The following is a 17,495-nucleotide window of genomic DNA, read 5'->3' as shown; positions in this document are numbered from 1 at the left end:
GAGGCGTCATCACCGCGGCCCCGCTCCCGGACGGCCCGCACGCCGACGCACCGGCCACACCCATGATCCCGTTCCTCACCGCGGGCCGGCCGGAATCGGTCAGTCCCGTCCGGCGTCCGAGGGCACGGCGCTCACCGCTCCCCGAGCCGCCACCGCTCCTCCCCGTCCTCCCATTCGCCGGTCCGCACCAGCCCGGCCGACGCGGCCACCGCGGCCGACGCCGCGTGATCGGGGTGGATGTGGGCGATGACGGTACGGACCGCTCCCCCGTCCCCCAGGTGCGCGACGAGGCCCCGCGCCGCCTCCTTGGCGTACGAACGCCCCTGCCACGGCGTCCCGATCACCCAGGCGATCTCGGCCCGGGGCCCGCGGACCGTGGCCTGTACATAGCCCGCCAGGCAGTCCTGGCCCCGGACGCTCAGCACCCAGTTCCACCAGAGCTCGTCCGGGTCCGGTGAACCGGCTGTCTGCCGTTCGTACCGGGCGCGCAGTTCCCCGGCCGTCTCCGGGGCGCCGCCGGTGAAGGTGTGGAGGCCGGGATCGTCCAGCAGTGCCGCCATCTCGTCCGCGTGGGCCACCCGCAGGGGCACGGCGTCGAGACGGGCGGTGGAGAAGGGCCGAGGCCCATGGTTCGTCGTCATCGAACACGGATTCTATATTGGAACCCGCTGCCCGGCCTGTACCGGAGGACGCGCTTTGTTCCGGAACCGCCACCCGGCCCGTACCGAATGCGTCACCGCCCTCGAAACGCCCGTTCCGCACCGCCCGCGCGGATGACACGGCGCCGGGGCGGCGGACCATGGAAGGCATGGAGACGATCCCCGAGCTGAAGCCGTTCGTGAAGCAGTACGCCGTCCTGCTCAGCACGCGGCGGCAGGACGGGACGCATGCCGACACCCCCGTGAACATCGCCGTCGAGGGCGACCACGCCTACATCCGTACGTTCTCCTCGGCGTGGAAGGTGGAGCGGATGCGCAACCACCCCCTCGTGAAGGTCGGACCGTGCACCCTGCGCGGCCGGCCGACGGGGCCGCAGATCACCGCGCACGCCCGCCTCCTCCAGGCCGGGTCGAAGGAGAACACGCACGCCGCCCGGATGCTCTCCCGCAAACACCCGGTCGTGCAGGGCGTACTCGTCCCGCTCGCGCACCGGATCAAGCGGGACCGGACCCTGCACTACGAGATCCGGCCACTCGAACCCTGATGGCCGGAGGTCCGGCCTGCGAACCGGCTCAAGTCGGGCCGTCAATCGGTAGGTTGAGACCGAGACCGGCCAACGGGGGAGCGATGGCACAGCAGGGGAACACGACCCGATGTGACAGGGATACGGCACCGGCCGCCCCGGTTCGGCGCGGCCGTCGGCGCCGCACGACCGTCCGGGACCGGCGGCTCTCCGCATGACGCCCGAGAGCGCCGCACACCGCATCCTCCAGCAGGCCCGGCGCACGGAGAGCGATCCCGCCGCCCTGGAATGGTTCCTCGGGGCGGAGGCCGCGGCGGCGGCCGCCGAGGTGCGTGACGGACTCGCCCTGCCCGACGGCGACGCCTGGGACCTCGGGGCCACGGCTCTCGGCTACGCCGACTGGTGCCGCTACCTCGCGGCCAACGAGGAGGACCCCGGGGCGCTCGGCTCCGCTCTCCTCCGGTTCCTCGCACTGGAGGAGCACCACCCGGGCCAGGCGCCCGAGGGGATGCACCCGCTGTTCGCCACCCTGTCCGGCGATCCGGCCGGCGCCGCGACCGAGCCCGGCTTCGCCTACTACGCCGCCCTCGGGCTGACACTGCTGTTCCAGCAGAGCCGCCATCCCGCGGCACTGCCCCTCGCCGAGACCCTGCTGCGGCACGCCGCCACCGCCTTCGGCGAGGGAAGCCTTGAGCAGGGCGTCTGTCTGTCGGATCTGGGACTCGTCCTCTTCTACGGATTCCAGGACGGCGCGGGCCTGCCGGTGCTCGCCGAAGCCGTCCGCACGCACCGCGCCGCCGTGGTCTGCGCCCCCGGCGCCCGCGACGAACAGGCCCGCAGGCACGGCAACCTGGGGTACGCCCTCCGGCACTGGTCCGAGGCGAACGCGGACAAGGACCGGATGCGGGAAGCAGTCGCCGAACTGCGCAAGGCGGTGGAGCTCACCACCTGGAACAACCCCCATCGCCCCCAGCACAGCGCCACCCTCGGTTCCGCGCTGTGCGGCGCCGCCAAACTCCTGGACGATCCGGCGCTGCGCTCCGAGGGCATCGCGCTGCTGCGCACCACCCTCGCGGAGCCGGACGTCGTACTGTCCAGCCGGGCAGCGGTCCTCTCCGACCTGGGCGTCGCCCTCCTCCAGGGAGCCACGGGGGACGGTGGCGACGCCGGACCGTACGAGGAGGGCATCGCCGCCTGCCGCTCGGCCGCGGAAACGGCCCCCAACTCCTTCGAACGCACCGTGTACCTCACCAACCTCGGCCTGCTGCTCGCCGGACACGCCATGGAGAACGCCGACCCGGCCGCCCTGGACGAGGCCTACGAGGCCGCCCGCGACGCCCTCGAAGGCGCACCGGCCGGGCATCCCGTGCGCGCCCAGGCCCACTTGGCCCTGTCCAAGGTCCTGGACGCGCGACACGCGACGACGGGCGGGGCGGACGACCTCACGGAGGCCGTCGCCCAGGCCCGCCGGGGCATGGAGTGCGTGCCGGCCGACGACCTCGCCCGACGGGTGCTCCACGCCAACGGATTCGCCGCCCTGCTGTTCAAGCGCGCCATCCGGCACGTGCTGGCCACCGGGGAAACCGGGGATCCCGGAGAACTCCCGTACGCGATCACCATGCTTCGGGCCCTCGTGGCGGAGCTTCCGGCCCGCTCGGCCGAACGCGCCAAGACCCTGCTGCACCTGGGACGCTGCCTCCAGGTGTCGGGCGGCGACGGCAGCGTCGACGAGGCCGTCGCCTGCTTCCGCGAGTGCCTCGCCCTGCCGTCCCCCGACGACGGCTTCGAAGCCGTCACCCGCTTCGGACTCGGGGGAGTACTGACCGACCGCGCCGGCGCGGACGAGGCCGCCTGGCGTCAGGGCGCCGACGAGATGCGCCAGGCACTCGGCCTGTTCCCCGTGCACGACTCGATGTACTGGGACTGCCACGCGGAGTACGCGAACGTCCTCATGAGGCGGGCCGACGCGACGAGCGGCGTCGATCTGTACGAGGAAGCGGTGCGCCTCCTGCTGGAGGAGGCGGAGCATGCCCCGCTCTCCCGCGCCGAAAGGGCCCAGTGCCGGTCGAACACCGGTCACGCGTTGCACGGCATCGCCATGCGCACCGGTCAGCCCGGGCAGTTCACCGCAGCGGTGGCCGCCCACCGGGAAGCCGTCGCCCTGTCGTCGGCGGAGGACCTCCTCCATGTGTACCTGCTCATGTGCCTCGGCGAAGCCCTGCTGGCCGTCGCCGAATTCTGCTCGGACGCCGAGGCGTTACGGGAGGGCGTCGAGGTGCTGCGCACAGCCGTCGCCTCCTCCGACGAGGACACCTACGGCGGGCCCGAATGCCGCTCGGCCCTCGGCGAAGCCCTGCGCAACCACGCACGGCTGGCCTCCGATCCCGCCCCGCTGGAGGAGTCCGTCCGATGGCACCGGGAGGCGCTCGTGATGGCGCCGGGGCCCCCTTCGACCGTGGCGCTGCTCGGCCTCGCGAACAGCCTGGGGGCCCTCTACCTCTACACCCGCGACGCACACCACAGCGACGAGGCCATGTGGCAGTACCGCGCCGCCCTGGCCACCCAGCCGCCCGAACCGTCCGAAATCCGGTCCGTCATCCTCAGCAGCCTGGGCCACACGCAGTGGAACCAAGCACGTAACACCGGCGACGAACAGCTCATGGACACCGCGGTCGAGACGCTGCGCCAGGCCGTGACGCACGCCTCCCGGGCGCGCGTCAGCATGGCACTCACCAACCTGGGCGGCGCGCTCATGGACCGCGGCCGGCGCATGGGAAACCGCGCCTGGATGGCCGAAGCGGTGACGGCGCTGCGCCGCGCGGTGCGAGAGAGCCTGCCGTCGGCCATGGACCGCCCCCTGCACCTGAACAACCTCGCCGAAGCACTGCGCAGCTGGGACGAGTACACCGACGACACGTCCTCCACCGACGAGGTGATCACGCTCCTGCGCGCGGCGATGGCGGTGGAGCGTGGCGATGTCGTGGCCAGCGAGCTGGCCGCCGTCAATCTGGGCACCGTGCTGGCCGCCAGGGCCGACGCGGACAAGGACCCCCGCACGGCCGAAGAGGCCAGGCAGGTCCTCGAAGAGGTGGTGGGCCGGCTCGGCAGGCAGCACCCCTCACGCTCCTTCGCCCTGCAGAAACTGACGATGGCCTGTCACACGGTCGCCCGCCTGGCCGAGGACCGCACCGGGGCGACGGCCCGGCAGGCACTGAACCGGGCGGCCGATGCCGCCGCGGAATCCCTCGCCTGCGCACCCGAAGGCAACCCGAACCACTATCTGTCCCAGCTTCTGCTGGCCATGGTGCAGTTGGACCGCGAGACCGCGGGAGAACAGGTCGATCTCGCGGAGGTGGTCCGCCTCGCCCGCAGCTGCGCGCGGAATCCGGTCGCCCACAGCGCGTCCCGGCTCCAGGCCGCCCGCGCCTGGGGGCTGGCGTCGGTGCGGTCCGGTGACCGCCAAGAGGCCCTGGAAGGGTACGCGTACGGCGTCGGCCTGCTGCCCGGAATAGCCCCGCGCAGCCTCGCCCGTGCCGACCAGGAAGCGCGGCTGCGCGGCAGCGACGGCCTGGCGAGCGACGCCGCCGCGCTGGCGCTCGACGCGGGAGACGCGGACCGCGCCCTCGCCCTCCTCGAACAGGGGCGGGGCGTGCTGCTGGCCCAGGGCCTGGAGAACCGGGCCGACGTGTCACGGCTGCGCGATCTCGACCCCGCCCGCGCGGCCGAGTTCGAGCAGATCCGCGACCGGTTGAGCGCCCCGCTCCCCCTCTCCCCGGCCCGGGACGGTTACGACACGGCCGCGACCGCCGAGGACCGCCACGCCCTGGCCCACCGCTGGAACCAACTCCTCGCAGAGGTACGGGAAATGCCCGGCCTGGAGCACTTCCTGCACCCGCCGTCCGTACCGGAACTGGTCACGGCCGCCGCCGAGGGCCCCGTCGTGGTCGTCAACATCAGCCACTACCGCTGCGACGCCTTGATCGTGACGGCCGATGCCGGGATCGACGTGGTCCCGCTGCCCGGCCTCACCCTGGACGCCACCATGACCCGGGCCGCGGAGTTCATCGACGGCATGGAGACGGTGTACGGGAAGAACGGTGTCGACGAAGCCGTCGCCATGATGCGCACCCTGTCCGGAACCCTCGGCTGGCTCTGGGACACGGTCACCGCGCCCGTCCTGGCCCACCTCGGGCTGGACGCCGGACCCGCGGAAGGGGCCGCCTGGACCCGGCTGTGGTGGTGCCCGACCGGCTGGCTGTCGTTCCTGCCGCTGCACGCGGCCGGGCGCGGCGGGCCGGATTCCGGCACCTGGGTCATGGACCGTGCCGTCTCCTCGTACACCCCGACCCTGCGCGCCCTGGTCAGGGCCCGCTCCGGCCTCGTCCCCGGTGTCCCCTCCCGGCCGGCGCCGCTGGTCGTGGCCCTCCCCGAAACACCGGGGGCCACGCCCCTGCCCGGTGTCGCACGGGAGGCGGAACTGCTCGCGGAGCTCTTCCCCGCGGGGCGGCTGCTGGCCGGGCCCGATGCCACGGTGGAAGCGGTCGGCGGGGCGCTCGAAGCCCACCCGTGGGTCCACTTCAGCTGCCATGGGGTCAGCGAGCTGCTCGACCCCTCGCAGAGCGGTCTCGTCCTGTACGACGGGCGGCTCACCGTGTCCGATGTCGCCGGCCGGCGACCGGCCGCCCCGGAGCTCGCCATGCTGTCCGCCTGCTCCGCGTCCCGGGGCGGCATCAAGCTGTCCGACGAGGCGGTCCAGCTGGCCTCGTCCTTCCAACTGGCCGGGTACCCGCATGTGATCGGAACCTTGTGGCCCATCGCCGACAAGCTGGCGACCCACCTCACCGAGGCCGTCTACACCGCGCTTGCCGAGGACGTCGCCCTGGGCCGCCCCATCGACCCGGCCGCCGCCCTGCACCACCCGGTCAGGGCCCTGCGCGACCGCTACGCACAGGCCCCGCACCTCTGGGCGGCACACATCCACACCGGCCCGTGAAAGGACCCGCACCGCTCATACGCCGACCCGGCACCGCTCGCACGCCGGGACCCGCACCGCTCGCACGCCGGAGCCGCACCGCTCGTACGCCGGGACCCGCACCACTCATACGCCGGAGCCCACCACTCGTACGCCGGAGTTGATCAAGGCGCCCCCGGAACGCCCCCGAATCCACTCAGGGGGCCTCGGGATCACCGGGCGCCTGGGCAGGCGGCGCGGCATCCCCCATCGCCGAGCCCGACGGCCCCTGCGGCATCTCCTCCGGCTCAGCCATGCCATCGGTGGGCCGATAGATCCGCTGGAAGGCGAACTCGGCTACCAAGCCCGCCAGTTCGGCATCGTCACCCGTCCGCTGATCTCCCGCCTCAAGATCGCCCGTCCCCTGACCGCCCGTCTCCTGACCGCCCGTCATCGACCACCACCCTCTCCGGCCGCTCCCGCGGACGGCGGGTGCAGCATCTCCAGTACCTCTATGTCGCCCGCCCGCACGTACACACCCGCGGTGCCGGGCACCTTCCCCAGGAACCTGCCGTCGGATCCCACCCGGTACTGAGCCTGCAGATAGAGGTCCCCGCTCTGCGGATACGCGGAGACGGCCGACCGCGACCCCAGCCAACCTCCCACCCACAGACCGCTTTTGAGGCGTACGCGCACGAAGCACGATCCCCGGTCGTGGAACATGGCGTCCCAGGCGGTCGGCGTCGGCTCGTACTGCGCCCGGACGTGGCGTCTTCGCCACGCCGCCTCCGCCCAGGCCAGCGCGGACGGCACGGCGACGATCAGGAGCAGCGCGGCGATCCCCGCCCGGCGGGGCTCCCGCACCACCCCGGCCAGGGGCCCCTCTCCGCCCCCGGACAGCAGCCGCACCAGCCACGGCCCCGCGACCACCGCGTAGAGGGTGTCGAGCAGGGCCCCTGCGGCAATGGCACGCACGAGGCGGTTCTGCGGCTCCTGCTCGGCGGCGAGCGGGCCGCGCAGTCGCTCCCGCACGGCCTGATAGAAGACACCGGGCAGCACGAGGATCAGCAGGACGGTCAACTGCTGCACTGTTCCAGGAACCATCGCTGTACCGCACCCCCGTGCTCTGCTCCGTACGCCGGCCGTGACCTTGCCGCCTCAGGATGACGCAACGGGCCGATCCATGTCCCGGCCTGTGGAAAACCGGCGCTCACAGGACCTTGCCCCGCGCCGGGCGTGCGCCGCCGTGCGGAACGGCACCGGGAGCCGGGACCGTGCGCCGCCCGGCGGACAGCACCAAGGACCGCGCGCCACCGCGCCCCTCGCCCCGCCCGGTCGCCCCTCCCGGACGCCCCCTCCGCTCGCCCCTCCCGGTCACCCCTTCCGGCGCCGCCTGCCCAGGAACAGGATCAGCGCGAACGCCGCGAGCACGATGCCCCCGGTCACCGTGCTGCCCTTCACCGGCACCCCGTCACCGCTCCCGTCCCCGTTCCCGGCACTGCCCGCACCGGCGGACGACGGCGCCGTGCCACCCGCCCGAGCGGGCCCGTCTCCCCCGGCCTTCTTCAGGTCCACCCGCACCACATCGCTCTGCTCCCCCTCGGAGCCGTACATGAGCGCCGAACCGTCCGCCGTGTACGTCACCGACTCGGACTGCCCGAGCAGCGGCGACTCGACGGGGTAGTCCTTGCCGAGCCGCCCGTTCGCGAAGGCGTAACCACGCGCGCTGAAGTACGAACGCAGCACCAGCTCCTTGCCGTCCGGCGAGAACGCGCCGTCCGTCACCCACGGCACCTCCCCGACCCGCCGGAACACGTTGTCCCCGCCGGTCGTGAGCTTCGCGGGGCCTTCGTACAGCCCGCCGCCGTTCTCGTTCTTCGACGCGATGTACACGCGGCCGGTCCTCGGGTGGACCATCAGCGCCTCCGCGTTGCGCGGGCCGTCGGCGTACTTCACGTCGAACTGCGTGGCCCGGACGGTCGCGTCCCGGAGCTCCTTCGGCTCGGGGAAGCGGTAGATCCAGACGTGGTCCCAGCTGCCGTTCAGGTTGTCGCCGATGTCACCGACGTACAGATTCCCGTCCGGCCCCAGCGAGATCGCCTCCAGGTCCCGGGGCGCGCCCACCCCCTGCATGGTGATCCGCGCGACGGTCTTCCCGGTGCGGGAGTCGACGGCGAAGACGTACGGCCCGTCGTCGCTGTCGTTGTGCGTCCAGTAGATCCCGGGATGGGCGCGGCTGGCGGCGAGGCCGCTGGACTCGGTGATCCGGGGATCCTCGATCGTGAAGCTCCGGTCGGCATCCCCGTCGTCGGCCAGGGCGGGCCCCGCCCCGGCGAGGGACAGCAGCACGGCGGCGACCCCGAGGGCAGTCAGTCGATACGAACGCATGGGGACAAGTGTCCATCGTCACGTCGCAGGCCGGAGCCATGATCCGCCATGATGGCGCCATGCGTTTCATGTGTGTCGGCGATTCCATGACCATCGGACGCGCCGGTGACTTCACATGGCGCTACCGCATGTGGCAGCACCTCGAAGCGGCCTTCGACGGCCCGCACACGCTCGTCGGCCCGCGCACCGAGCTGTACGACACCGACACGGGCACGCCCGCCTCGACCGCGTACGCCGCCCCCGGCTTCCCCGCCGAGGCCCGCCGCCACCTGGCCGGCTGGGGCGAGGGCTGGCTGCACATGGCGCCGGTGATAGCGGACACGGTCACCGAGCACCGGGCGGACGTCCTGCTCGTCTCCCTCGGCCTGATAGACCTCGGCTTCTACACGGACAGCGAGCAGACCGCGCTGAACGCCCGCGCCTTCCTCACCGCCGCCCGCACGGCGAACCCGCACATCAAGTGCGTGCTGCTCCCCGTCATACCGAACATCCGGGCCGAGTCCGACGCCCCCTTCGCCGCCGAGTGCGCCCGCTTCAACGAACTCCTCGCCAAGACGGTGGCCGACCTCGACGCCCCGGCCTCCCCCCTCCTCCTGGCCTCGCACCCGACCGGCTACGACATCCACACGGACACGTACGACGGCACACACCCGGGCCCCTCGGGCGAACACAGACTCGCGGCGGCCTACGCCGACGCGATGCACCAGGCGTGGGGCATCGGCCACCCGTACCGCAGCGGACGGCAGGCACACGAGGCGAGGGGGGCCGGCGGAGAGAGCACGGCAGCTTGATCGCCCAGAGCCGGTGCTGATCAGCTGCGGTGCTCTGGGTTGGGTGCGTCGAAGCGGCAGCCGGCGTTCCACTCGGGGCGCTGGTTGCCGTACGCGGGAATGCCTCCGCCGTGTTTCAGGAGAGCGGCGAGGTGCATGAGGTTCCAGGCCGCGAAGGTGGTGTTCCGGTTGGTGAAGTCGTTCTCGGGGCCGCCGGAGCCGGGGTCGAGGTAGCTGGGTCCTGGGCCCGCCTCGCCGATCCAGCCCGCGTCGGCCTGCGGGGGGATGGCGTAGCCGATGTGCTGGAGGCTGTAGAGGATGTTCATGGCGCAGTGCTTGAGGCCGTCCTCGTTGCCGGTGATCAGACAGCCGCCGACCCGCCCGTAGTACGCGGACTGGCCCGCGTCGTTGAGTTCGGCCGAGTTGGAGTAGAGCCGTTCGATGACGTGCTTCATCACGGAGCTGTTGTCACCGAGCCAGATCGGTCCGCAGAGCACCAGGATGTCAGCGTTCATCACTTCGGCGTGCAGCTCCGGCCAGGCGTCGGTGGCGGCACCGTGCTGGGTCATGTCGGGCTGGACGCCGACCGCGAGGTCCCGGTCGACGGGGCGGATCACCTGCGTACGCACGCCGGCCGCGCGCATCACCGCGGCGCTGCGGTCGATCACTCCCTCGGTATTGCTCGTCTCCGGTGACGGTTTGAGGGTGCAGTTGAGGTAGAGGGCGCTGAGGTCGTCGTAACGGGGCGGAATGGTGGACGGCACGGGTGGGGGTCCCTTCGCGGTGGCTGATGATATGAGCTTGGAAGGCCGGGCGGTGAAGGGCCATCGCAACGCGGCGAACGCGGTACGCACCCCGGCACCCACCGCCCAGCGGATGCACCCCGAGGCACTGGGCGTGAGAGTGGAACCACGTGTCCTCGGCCGTCCGAGCCGGGGGCGGCACTCTGGGAGGCGCCTCCGATGGATTTGTTTCCCCCGCTGCCCAGGGAGTCCTGGGCCCCGACGAAGGAGACGCTGCACCGGTTCCTCCAGATCGTCGGGAAGGTGCGGCTGGCAGCCGGCGTCCGGCGCAACCACTGGTGGAACGTTCCCTTCCACCTGACCGGGAGCGGCATCACCACCCGGCCCAGCGGCCCGCTCGACGACGGCACCGTGTTCACCGTCGACTTCGATTTCACGGCCCACCGTCTCCGCGTTCTGACCCTCGACGGGCGCCGGGTGTCGTTCCCCCTGATGGGCCTGTCGGTCGGCGACTTCTTCCGGGAGTTCACCGGCGCGCTGGGCCACCTGGGTATCAGTGTGCTTCCGGAGCACCCGTACCCCTTCGACCTGCCCGACGCGGCCCGGCCGTTCGCCGAAGACGACGAACACGCCACGTACGATCCGGCGGCCGTGAACCGCTACTGGACGATCCTCACCCAGGTCATGCTGGTTCTGGAGAAGTACGCGGCCGGCTACTCCGGGAAGACCAGCCCTGTCCACCACTTCTGGCACACCTTTGACCTTGTCGTCACTCGGTTCTCCGACCGGCACGTGCCACAGGGGCTGTCCGTTGATCCCGTGACCCGTGACCCGTGAGGCGTACTCGCGTGAGGTGATCAGCAGCGGTTTCTGGTTCGGTGACGAACGGTCCTACCCCGAACCTGCCTTCCACTCGTACACGGCGCCCGAACCCGACGGACTGCAGCGGCAGCCGCTGGAACCGCCGGCCGCGCGGTGGACGGAGAGCAACGGCTCGCACCTCGCCCTGCTGCCCTACGACGACGTGCGCACCGCACCCGACGCGTGGGCCCAGATCCTCCGGTTCTACGACTCCGCGTATGCGGCCGGTGCACGCCTGGCGGGCTGGGACAGCGACCGGCTCTGCCCGGGAGGAGTGACCGACCCCCAGGCCTCCGCCACGGCACATCGGCGGCCCGGAACCTGACCCGGCGGTCGGCCCGCCCCGGACGCCATGCGCACGGTCCGGCACCGGAGCGCTCACACGCCGAGGCCAGGGCAGGCACAAGCCGGCCCGGCACAGGCCAGGTCAGGCAGAGGCGCCGGCACAAGCCAGGCCCGGCACAGGCCAGGGTCTTCGCGTTGGCCGGGATCTCCGTCGTGCTGAACACCTACCGGACTCGCGAGGACCTGACTTCCAGCATCACCGCAGGCCGGCCTCGGCCCAAGCTGTGAACCGGCGGTGCGCCGTCGCGGGCGACCCCCCGAACGTCTCCGGCAGATGCTGCCAGCACCACCCACTGGTCAGCACGTCACCGCCGCAGTGAACACGGCCCCTCGTCCGGCGGAGCGGTCCCTCCTCCCCCGCGAACGAGAGTGCGCCAATGTGACACCTCCCGGCAGGAAACAACGGGCCGACGCAGTCCGCAGACCACCGAGACGCGATCCGACGCCCGGCCCTCGTCGTTCACGCGTCGGCCGAACCCCGCGTCGGCTTCGCCCGTACATGCATCCGCTCCCCCTGCGGCCCGAACAGGCTGAGGAACTCCACCGGCTCCGGCCCGGCCGCCCCCCACCAGTGCGGGGTGTGCGTGTCGAACTCGGCCACCTCCCCCGCCGTCAGCACCAGGTCATGGTCGCCCAGCACCAGCCGCAGCCGCCCCGAGAGCACGTACAACCACTCGTACCCCTCGTGCACCCGCTGCTCGACCGGCCCCTCCGTGCCCGTCGCCCCCGGCATGACCTGCTTGTACGCGTTCACCCCGCTGAGATGCCGGGTCAGCGGCACGAACGTCATGCCGTGCCGCTTGAACGGGCGGAAGGTGACACGCGGGTCCCCCGTGTCCGGAGCGCCCACCAGCTCGTCCAGCTGCACCCCGTACGCCTTCGCCAGCGGGAGCAGCAGCTCAAGGGTCGGTTTGCGGCCGCCGGACTCCAGCCGGGACAGCGTGCTCAGCGAGATCCCCGTTGTCTCGCTCAGCTGCGCCAGCGTCGTCCCCCGCTCGGTCCGCAACGCGCGCAATCGCGGGCCGACGCCCGTCAGGACGGACGACAGCTCGTCGTCCCCCATCGCGCCGCCCTCTGCTCCCGCCTTGTCTTCTGCCATACCTCCATTTGCTGACCCGGCAAGCGGTGTTGTCAACCGGAGACGTCGTCTCCCCCGCCCACCGGACCGATCATCGCCATGGTCAGCCGGGTGAACTCGCTGGTCAGCAAGGAGGGCGGCACCTGACGCGGTCGGCGGCCGTGATGTGCGAGGAGTTCGTCGACGGAGCGGGTCAGCACCTTCACCACCACGGCGAGGTCGCCGTCGACTCCGTGCCCCCTCCCCCTGGCGCGCTCGGACTCCTGGGTGAGGAACGCGATCCACACCGACCGCCACATCGTGAGGTGGGCATCCATCTCACGGCTCACCCCGAGCACCTCGACGAACGCCACCCTCGCCTCGCCCGGGTCACGCGTGACGGCCCGAACGTAGGCGTCGAAGAGCCTGCGGACCCGCTCCTCGGTCGGGCAGGTCTCCATGCCCTCGCCCGCCAGCTCGGCCTCCGACGCCCGCATGCCCCGGGTCGCCACCTCGTCGTACAGCTCGGTGAGCAGGGCCTCGCGCGATTCGAACTCGCGGTAGAAGTCCCGCACTTCCACGTGCGCGGCGGCGCACAGCTCCTCCACGGTGGTACGGGCGTAGCCGTACACGGCGAACAAGGTCCGCCCGGCCGTCATGATGTGCGCACGCGCCCTCGCGGGGTCCCGCGTCGCCTTCGACCCGTTCCACAGTTCCATCACGGCATCCGTCATCGGTCCTCCTCGGTCCGTCCAGGCCCCCGGGCCCACTGTCCTCGCTCCTACGTGTGCACGGTGCTACCGCCACACGGCGAACAGCCGTACGCCTCACTCAGCCGCTGCTCCCTCCGCCGCCCGCACCGCCACGAACCGCTCCCGCCAGGACACCGCGAACGGGGCGGCCGGTTCCTCGGCGGGCAGCCGCGCCGGCCTCTGCTGTACGAGCCGGTACCGCAGGAATCCGGCCGCGGACCGCACCCCTCCGGCGGGCAACTCACCGACGAGCGCCGGCCACAGGTCGGAGGCCTTCACGCCGTGCCGCAGCCACTCGGCGCCGGCCTCGGCCAGAGCACGGACCTCGCGGCCCGCGACGCGCTGCCCGGGGTGTGTGCGCCGGAGCGAGAGCAGGACCCTTTCGGTCTCGACGAGTTGAGGGCCGGAGTTGACCGAGGCCGGTTCCACGGACTCCGCCGCCCGAGCGGTCCCTTCGGAGGGCGGGTGGGGTGAGTTCTTCTCATGTCCTTCATCCACCGGTAGTTGACCACCGGCGGACCAAGCCCTCGGATGACCGACCGTCGGAGCGTGTTCACTCAGTCCCACCTGCGGCGATTCCGCCCTGTTCCCCCGGATGCGCCGGGCCTCGCCGTCCGTCAGCGGCACGTCGGAAAGAAGCTGATCGGTCACCCGCAACCCGCCATCACTCTGCCGCCGCCACTCGTGAACGAAACCGTTTTCCTTCAGCTGCCCCTTGGCCTTCTGGCAGGCACGCCCCTTGATGCCGAGCCTCTTGGCATGTGCACTGAGGGGCTCACCTGCCCACTTCTCGGGCAGGCCCTGCACGTAGGTGATCAGACTCTTCGCGTCACTGGCGAGGCGCGGATGCCGCACGATGTCGTGCGGCGCTTTTACGTAGCCACAGGACGGCGAGATAGCATGGCAAGGCATTCTCGGTGGACCTCTGATCCATCGCAGGGTGAAGGCCCTCGGTCCGGTGTTGGTAGCACCGCCGGGGGCCGCCCCATGCGCTGAGGCGCACGGAGCGTAATGACGCAATCACCGTACCGCACGAATCTCGTCGTCGACCACCTTCAGCAGCAGATCGAACATCAGTTCCGCACCTGCGAACGGGACTTGGACGATGGGCAGCGAACGCCAGTCCAGCGGACACGTCAGCCCCTCCATTGCGGGCGCCCCGACGAAGGCCGCCCCTCCCGGACCAACACCTCGGCCCCGACCGGCCATCGGCACCCGCGAGCGCTCCCGGGCGGCAGCGGAAAGCACATGCTCCGCTCACCGATCCGTGACCGGGCGATGGGATCTGTCTGGAAGTCCGTGAACTGCGTGGTCCCGTAAGCGACTTACTTGCGCAGGATGCCGATGACGCGTACGGCGTCGAAGTGGATGCCCGTGTGACGGAGGGCGTGGCCCGTCGCGGGGATCCAGGAGGGCATCAGGTCCGGTGAATTTTCCTGTTCCACAAGGAAAGCGTCGGCACTCGCACGTACCGTGACCAGGGACACAAGGCGTCTGTGCACTGTTGTGCATTGGGGGTAGTGCGGTGCGCATCAGTGATCGTGGGGGCGGCAACGCCGACGTGTTCGGTGCGTTGTTGCGGCACTACCGCGAACGGGCCGGGCTCTCCCGGGAAGGGCTGGGGCCGAAGCAACGGCCGTATCGAGATCGTCCCCCGCCGCCGCGCCATCCACGTCCGCAGCTCCAAGGACCTCACCGTTCCCGCGCTCACCCTTTCCCCGGCCGCCTGGGCGGCCTTCCCCAAGTACACGGTGGTTTAGCTCCATGACGACCTGGTTCGACGAACTGCCCGAGGTCCTGACCAGGGCCGACTTCGGCTCCCTGGTGGGGCGACCGCCGCGCAGCATCGAGCTGATGGCGTACAGAGGCCTGGTCGCAGATCCCGTATTCCGCAATCGCAACAAGCTCGTGTGGAACGAGGAAGCCGCGATCGACTGGTTCCGCTCCCTGCACAGCCACGCGGTGATCGTGCCGGCGAACGAACAGGCGATGCTCGACCTCGCCACGCACCGCGCCTACATCTGCCCGCTCGACAGCAAACATGTGGCCCTTGCCCGCCCCCGAATGCTCGTGATGTATCAACGGGGCGGCGGCGGCATGGTCTTCGGAGTCGACGCGGTGGAGACCATCAACCAGGAGATCGACGGGACCCGCAGCCCGAGCGCGCAGACCCGGCAGATCCAGCGTGACGGGCAGCCCCTCGACACGTTCGCGCACCGCTGGACCGTGTTCCACCTCAGCGAGGCCGGCAAGATCGGAAAGATCACGCCGGCCATCCAGCAGGGGCGCTACCTGCGGGTGGACGACATCCTGGACGCGATGACGTCCGGCCATCTCACGGTCCCGACGCTCGACGAGGCCTTCCCTTCCCGGAAGTGACCGGCGCCCACACCCGTGCCCGCCCGGCTTCGCCCCTGCCGGGCCGTCGCGTCGGGGTGCGTGAGCGAATTCCCTCCGGGCTGCCCACGCGCTGCGTAGCATGCTCATGCTCATACACACGCCATGCTTGCGATCTTGGAGGGGCACCGCGATGGCCGGTGAGATCTGGGCGCCCGTTCTTTCGCTCGCCGGTGTTCTGCTCGGCGGCGGGCTGACGGCCGTTGCCCAGCGTGCCGCGCAGCGGTCCGCCGAGCGTACCGAGCGGCACAGGCAGGCGGCTGCGACGACGGAGAGCCGCCGGGCCGAACAGCTCGTCGTGCTCAAGGAGTTCGTCGCGAGGGCGCAGCAGGCCGAGCAGGTCGCGTACCGCCGCCCTGATCCGTGGGGTGACGACGAGAACGGCTGGATGACCGGCGCCGGGCCCGTCATGACCGCGCTGTGGACCGCGTCGGGCAATGTGATGCTGATGTGCGACCAGCGGCTGCACGAACTCGTACGGGCCTACGGGCACGCACTCAACCAGGCGGTATGGCGCGAGATCGGTGACACCGAGGTGAATGAGCACCTCGAAACGCACAAGGCCGCGTTCATGGCCGCAGCGCACGGCAGTCTGAACTCCGGCTGACTTCCGGCTGATCTCCGGCCGAACTCCGGCTGACCTCCGGCTGACCTCCGGTTGACCTCCGGCTGAAAGGGTCGGCCGGTCGGCTGCGTAGCCGCCGAGAAACCTCGTTGGTTCCCCGCGGCCGCCGCTGCTAGCCTCCTGGAGGCCGTGCAGGAGAACGAGGAGGTGGTACCCGTGAACGCAGTATCGACATGGGTGCTCCCCTCTGGAGCCATGGTCGGGCGATAGACCGCCCGGGAGCGCCGTCTGTGAGCACTCCCGAAAGGCACGGCCATGCACGTCACTTCCGAACAACGCCTCGACGGCGGCGTCCTGGAATGCGAATTCACCCTCGGCGAGATCCCCGGCATCCTGTGGACGCCTGCGTCCGCGTCGTCCTCCCCATCCGAACAGGCGTCGGCGCTCGCCTCCACATCCACATCCACGTCCACGTCCGCGTCCATGTCGACGTCCGCGTCCACGTCGACGTCCACACCGGATTCGGCACCCGTCTCCGCTTCGGTGCCGTTGATCCTGCTCGGCCACCCTCCCCTCGGGCTGCGCAGGATGTACCCCCGGCTGGTGGGCCGGGCCCGGCAGGCAGTGGCGGATGGCTTCGCCGCAGCCACGATCGAGCTCCCCGGGAGCGGCGACCGGCCTCGCCTGCCCGCCGTCGAGCAGGCCCGCGCCGACATGCGCCGGGTGATCGAGGCCGGTGAGCCGGTCAGCGACGCGATCGTCGATGCCCTTGTTCTCCCGCTGGTCGACACGGCGGTCCCGGAATGGCAGGCCGCCCTGGACGCTCTCCTCGCACTGCCCGGGATCGGCGGCCCGGTCGGGTACTCCGGGGGCGTGATGTCCATCGGCATACGGCTGGCGGCGGTCGAGCCCCGCCTCAAGGCCGCCGTGCTGTTCGCGGGCAGTTTTGTGCCGCGCATCATGTTCGCTGAGGCCCGGCAGGTCAGCGTTCCCCTGCACGTCCTGTTGCAGTGGGACGACGAAGGAAACGACCGGCAGGCGGCCCTGGACCTGTTCGACGCCTTCGGCTCCGAGGAGAAGACGCTGAACGCCAACATGGGCGGGCACACCGGCGTCCCGCAGTTCGCCGGGGACGCCGCGGCGCAGTTCTTCACCCGGCACCTGAAGTGAGACCGGGCCGTTGGGCCGGCAGGGATCGGTAGGTGCTGCCGGCCTGATACCGCTCATTGAGGAGTACGACAGGCACCGGTCTCCTCGATGAGCGGGCGTCGGGCAACACCGTTTCCCGGCCGCGGGTCATGTCGTGGGGACTCGTGAAGCGGCCCCCAGGCCTCACTTGGAGGCCCCCTTGGGTCTCCCTTTTGGAGACCCCCTTGTCAGATCCCCCTTGAAGCTCCTATTGCTGTCAAGCGGTCTGGAGCCAGTCGCGGTAGGCAAGGGCGAGGTCGTCGTCTCTGCTGAGTCCTCTTTCGAGCCTGGAGAT

At 71.1% G+C, this 17,495-nt stretch carries 16 protein-coding genes and 1 pseudogene; 8 read left to right on the top strand and 9 right to left on the bottom strand.

Annotated features, from left to right (window positions below; all coding sequences use genetic code 11):
* Window positions 1-131: 131 nt before the first annotated feature.
* On the bottom strand, window positions 132-641 hold the full coding sequence (locus ACZ4LX_RS18905; protein ID WP_467645732.1) for a GNAT family N-acetyltransferase: 510 nt from the start codon (window positions 639-641) through the stop codon (window positions 132-134).
* Between the two features lie 167 nt (window positions 642-808).
* Here ACZ4LX_RS18905 and ACZ4LX_RS18900 point away from each other — a divergent pair, with 167 nt between their 5' ends.
* Window positions 809-1,204, top strand: coding sequence for a PPOX class F420-dependent oxidoreductase (locus ACZ4LX_RS18900; protein ID WP_467645729.1), 396 nt, complete (start codon window positions 809-811; stop codon window positions 1,202-1,204).
* A gap of 193 nt (window positions 1,205-1,397) precedes the next feature.
* A complete protein-coding gene (locus tag ACZ4LX_RS18895) occupies window positions 1,398-6,176 on the top strand; it encodes a CHAT domain-containing tetratricopeptide repeat protein (RefSeq protein WP_467645725.1) in 4,779 nt (1,592 codons plus the stop codon).
* A 175-nt stretch (window positions 6,177-6,351) separates the two neighbouring features.
* Here the strand turns inward: ACZ4LX_RS18895 and ACZ4LX_RS18890 are convergent, their stop codons facing one another.
* The 3 genes from ACZ4LX_RS18890 to ACZ4LX_RS18880 form a co-directional block, all read right to left on the bottom strand.
* Window positions 6,352-6,588, bottom strand: a complete 237-nt coding sequence (locus ACZ4LX_RS18890; RefSeq protein WP_467645722.1) for a hypothetical protein — start codon at window positions 6,586-6,588, stop codon at window positions 6,352-6,354.
* Entirely contained in the window at window positions 6,585-7,238 is a 654-nt protein-coding gene (locus ACZ4LX_RS18885) for a DUF6338 family protein (protein WP_467645720.1), read from the bottom strand. The genes ACZ4LX_RS18890 and ACZ4LX_RS18885 overlap by 4 nt, the downstream gene beginning before the upstream one ends.
* A gap of 270 nt (window positions 7,239-7,508) precedes the next feature.
* The gene (locus ACZ4LX_RS18880; RefSeq protein ID WP_467645718.1) at window positions 7,509-8,522 is read right to left on the bottom strand and encodes a YncE family protein; all 1,014 of its coding nucleotides are present in this window, start codon (window positions 8,520-8,522) and stop codon (window positions 7,509-7,511) included.
* Between the two features lie 59 nt (window positions 8,523-8,581).
* On the opposite strand from ACZ4LX_RS18880, the gene ACZ4LX_RS18875 reads away from it, so the two are divergent.
* The gene (locus ACZ4LX_RS18875; protein WP_467645715.1) at window positions 8,582-9,313 is read left to right on the top strand and encodes a GDSL-type esterase/lipase family protein; all 732 of its coding nucleotides are present in this window, start codon (window positions 8,582-8,584) and stop codon (window positions 9,311-9,313) included.
* A gap of 20 nt (window positions 9,314-9,333) precedes the next feature.
* On the opposite strand, the gene ACZ4LX_RS18870 is transcribed toward ACZ4LX_RS18875, so the two are convergent.
* A complete protein-coding gene (locus ACZ4LX_RS18870) occupies window positions 9,334-10,056 on the bottom strand; it encodes a flavodoxin family protein (RefSeq protein ID WP_467645712.1) in 723 nt (240 codons plus the stop codon).
* Between the two features lie 198 nt (window positions 10,057-10,254).
* Here ACZ4LX_RS18870 and ACZ4LX_RS18865 point away from each other — a divergent pair.
* Window positions 10,255-11,221, top strand: a pseudogene (locus ACZ4LX_RS18865) (DUF5996 family protein).
* Between the two features lie 480 nt (window positions 11,222-11,701).
* Here the strand turns inward: ACZ4LX_RS18865 and ACZ4LX_RS18860 are convergent.
* The 4 genes from ACZ4LX_RS18860 to ACZ4LX_RS18845 form a co-directional block, all read right to left on the bottom strand.
* A complete protein-coding gene (locus ACZ4LX_RS18860; RefSeq protein ID WP_467646169.1) occupies window positions 11,702-12,304 on the bottom strand; it encodes a helix-turn-helix domain-containing protein in 603 nt (200 codons plus the stop codon).
* 68 nt (window positions 12,305-12,372) lie between these two features.
* Window positions 12,373-13,032, bottom strand: a complete 660-nt coding sequence (locus tag ACZ4LX_RS18855; protein WP_467645709.1) for a TetR/AcrR family transcriptional regulator — start codon at window positions 13,030-13,032, stop codon at window positions 12,373-12,375.
* A gap of 93 nt (window positions 13,033-13,125) precedes the next feature.
* On the bottom strand, window positions 13,126-13,479 hold the full coding sequence (locus ACZ4LX_RS18850) for a hypothetical protein (RefSeq protein WP_467645702.1): 354 nt from the start codon (window positions 13,477-13,479) through the stop codon (window positions 13,126-13,128).
* Between the two features lie 591 nt (window positions 13,480-14,070).
* The gene (locus ACZ4LX_RS18845; protein ID WP_467645699.1) at window positions 14,071-14,199 is read right to left on the bottom strand and encodes a hypothetical protein; all 129 of its coding nucleotides are present in this window, start codon (window positions 14,197-14,199) and stop codon (window positions 14,071-14,073) included.
* Window positions 14,200-14,546: 347 nt separating this feature from the next.
* Between ACZ4LX_RS18845 and ACZ4LX_RS18840 the strand changes: the two genes are divergently transcribed.
* The 4 genes from ACZ4LX_RS18840 to ACZ4LX_RS18825 all read left to right on the top strand — a co-directional run bounded on the left by ACZ4LX_RS18840 (window position 14,547) and on the right by ACZ4LX_RS18825 (window position 17,182).
* Entirely contained in the window at window positions 14,547-14,810 is a 264-nt protein-coding gene (locus ACZ4LX_RS18840; protein WP_467645695.1) for a DUF397 domain-containing protein, read from the top strand.
* Between the two features lie 4 nt (window positions 14,811-14,814).
* Window positions 14,815-15,429, top strand: coding sequence for a hypothetical protein (locus ACZ4LX_RS18835; protein WP_467645692.1), 615 nt, complete (start codon window positions 14,815-14,817; stop codon window positions 15,427-15,429).
* Between the two features lie 151 nt (window positions 15,430-15,580).
* Window positions 15,581-16,054: a hypothetical protein gene (locus tag ACZ4LX_RS18830; protein WP_467646165.1), complete on the top strand. Its 474-nt coding sequence runs from the start codon at window positions 15,581-15,583 to the stop codon at window positions 16,052-16,054.
* Between the two features lie 273 nt (window positions 16,055-16,327).
* The gene (locus tag ACZ4LX_RS18825) at window positions 16,328-17,182 is read left to right on the top strand and encodes a dienelactone hydrolase family protein (protein ID WP_467645688.1); all 855 of its coding nucleotides are present in this window, start codon (window positions 16,328-16,330) and stop codon (window positions 17,180-17,182) included.
* Window positions 17,183-17,495 lie beyond the last annotated feature (313 nt).

It is taken from the genome of Streptomyces sp. NPDC026062 (assembly GCF_055568375.1).
The sequence above is the reverse complement of the archived record's forward strand: the minus strand, read 5'-3'. Positions and strand labels throughout refer to the sequence as shown.

What these genes read in the sequence shown, in the direction of transcription:
- ACZ4LX_RS18905 (WP_467645732.1), bottom strand. Translation starts at nt 641, where the DNA reads ATGACGACGAACCATGGGCCTCGGCCCTTCTCCACCGCCCGTCTCGAC.
- ACZ4LX_RS18900 (WP_467645729.1), top strand. Translation starts at nt 809, where the DNA reads ATGGAGACGATCCCCGAGCTGAAGCCGTTCGTGAAGCAGTACGCCGTC.
- ACZ4LX_RS18895 (WP_467645725.1), top strand. Translation starts at nt 1,398, where the DNA reads ATGACGCCCGAGAGCGCCGCACACCGCATCCTCCAGCAGGCCCGGCGC.
- ACZ4LX_RS18890 (WP_467645722.1), bottom strand. Translation starts at nt 6,588, where the DNA reads ATGACGGGCGGTCAGGAGACGGGCGGTCAGGGGACGGGCGATCTTGAG.
- ACZ4LX_RS18885 (WP_467645720.1), bottom strand. Translation starts at nt 7,238, where the DNA reads ATGGTTCCTGGAACAGTGCAGCAGTTGACCGTCCTGCTGATCCTCGTG.
- ACZ4LX_RS18880 (WP_467645718.1), bottom strand. Translation starts at nt 8,522, where the DNA reads ATGCGTTCGTATCGACTGACTGCCCTCGGGGTCGCCGCCGTGCTGCTG.
- ACZ4LX_RS18875 (WP_467645715.1), top strand. Translation starts at nt 8,582, where the DNA reads ATGCGTTTCATGTGTGTCGGCGATTCCATGACCATCGGACGCGCCGGT.
- ACZ4LX_RS18860 (WP_467646169.1), bottom strand. Translation starts at nt 12,304, where the DNA reads ATGGGGGACGACGAGCTGTCGTCCGTCCTGACGGGCGTCGGCCCGCGA.
- ACZ4LX_RS18855 (WP_467645709.1), bottom strand. Translation starts at nt 13,032, where the DNA reads ATGACGGATGCCGTGATGGAACTGTGGAACGGGTCGAAGGCGACGCGG.
- ACZ4LX_RS18845 (WP_467645699.1), bottom strand. Translation starts at nt 14,199, where the DNA reads ATGGAGGGGCTGACGTGTCCGCTGGACTGGCGTTCGCTGCCCATCGTC.
- ACZ4LX_RS18835 (WP_467645692.1), top strand. Translation starts at nt 14,815, where the DNA reads ATGACGACCTGGTTCGACGAACTGCCCGAGGTCCTGACCAGGGCCGAC.
- ACZ4LX_RS18830 (WP_467646165.1), top strand. Translation starts at nt 15,581, where the DNA reads ATGGCCGGTGAGATCTGGGCGCCCGTTCTTTCGCTCGCCGGTGTTCTG.
- ACZ4LX_RS18825 (WP_467645688.1), top strand. Translation starts at nt 16,328, where the DNA reads ATGCACGTCACTTCCGAACAACGCCTCGACGGCGGCGTCCTGGAATGC.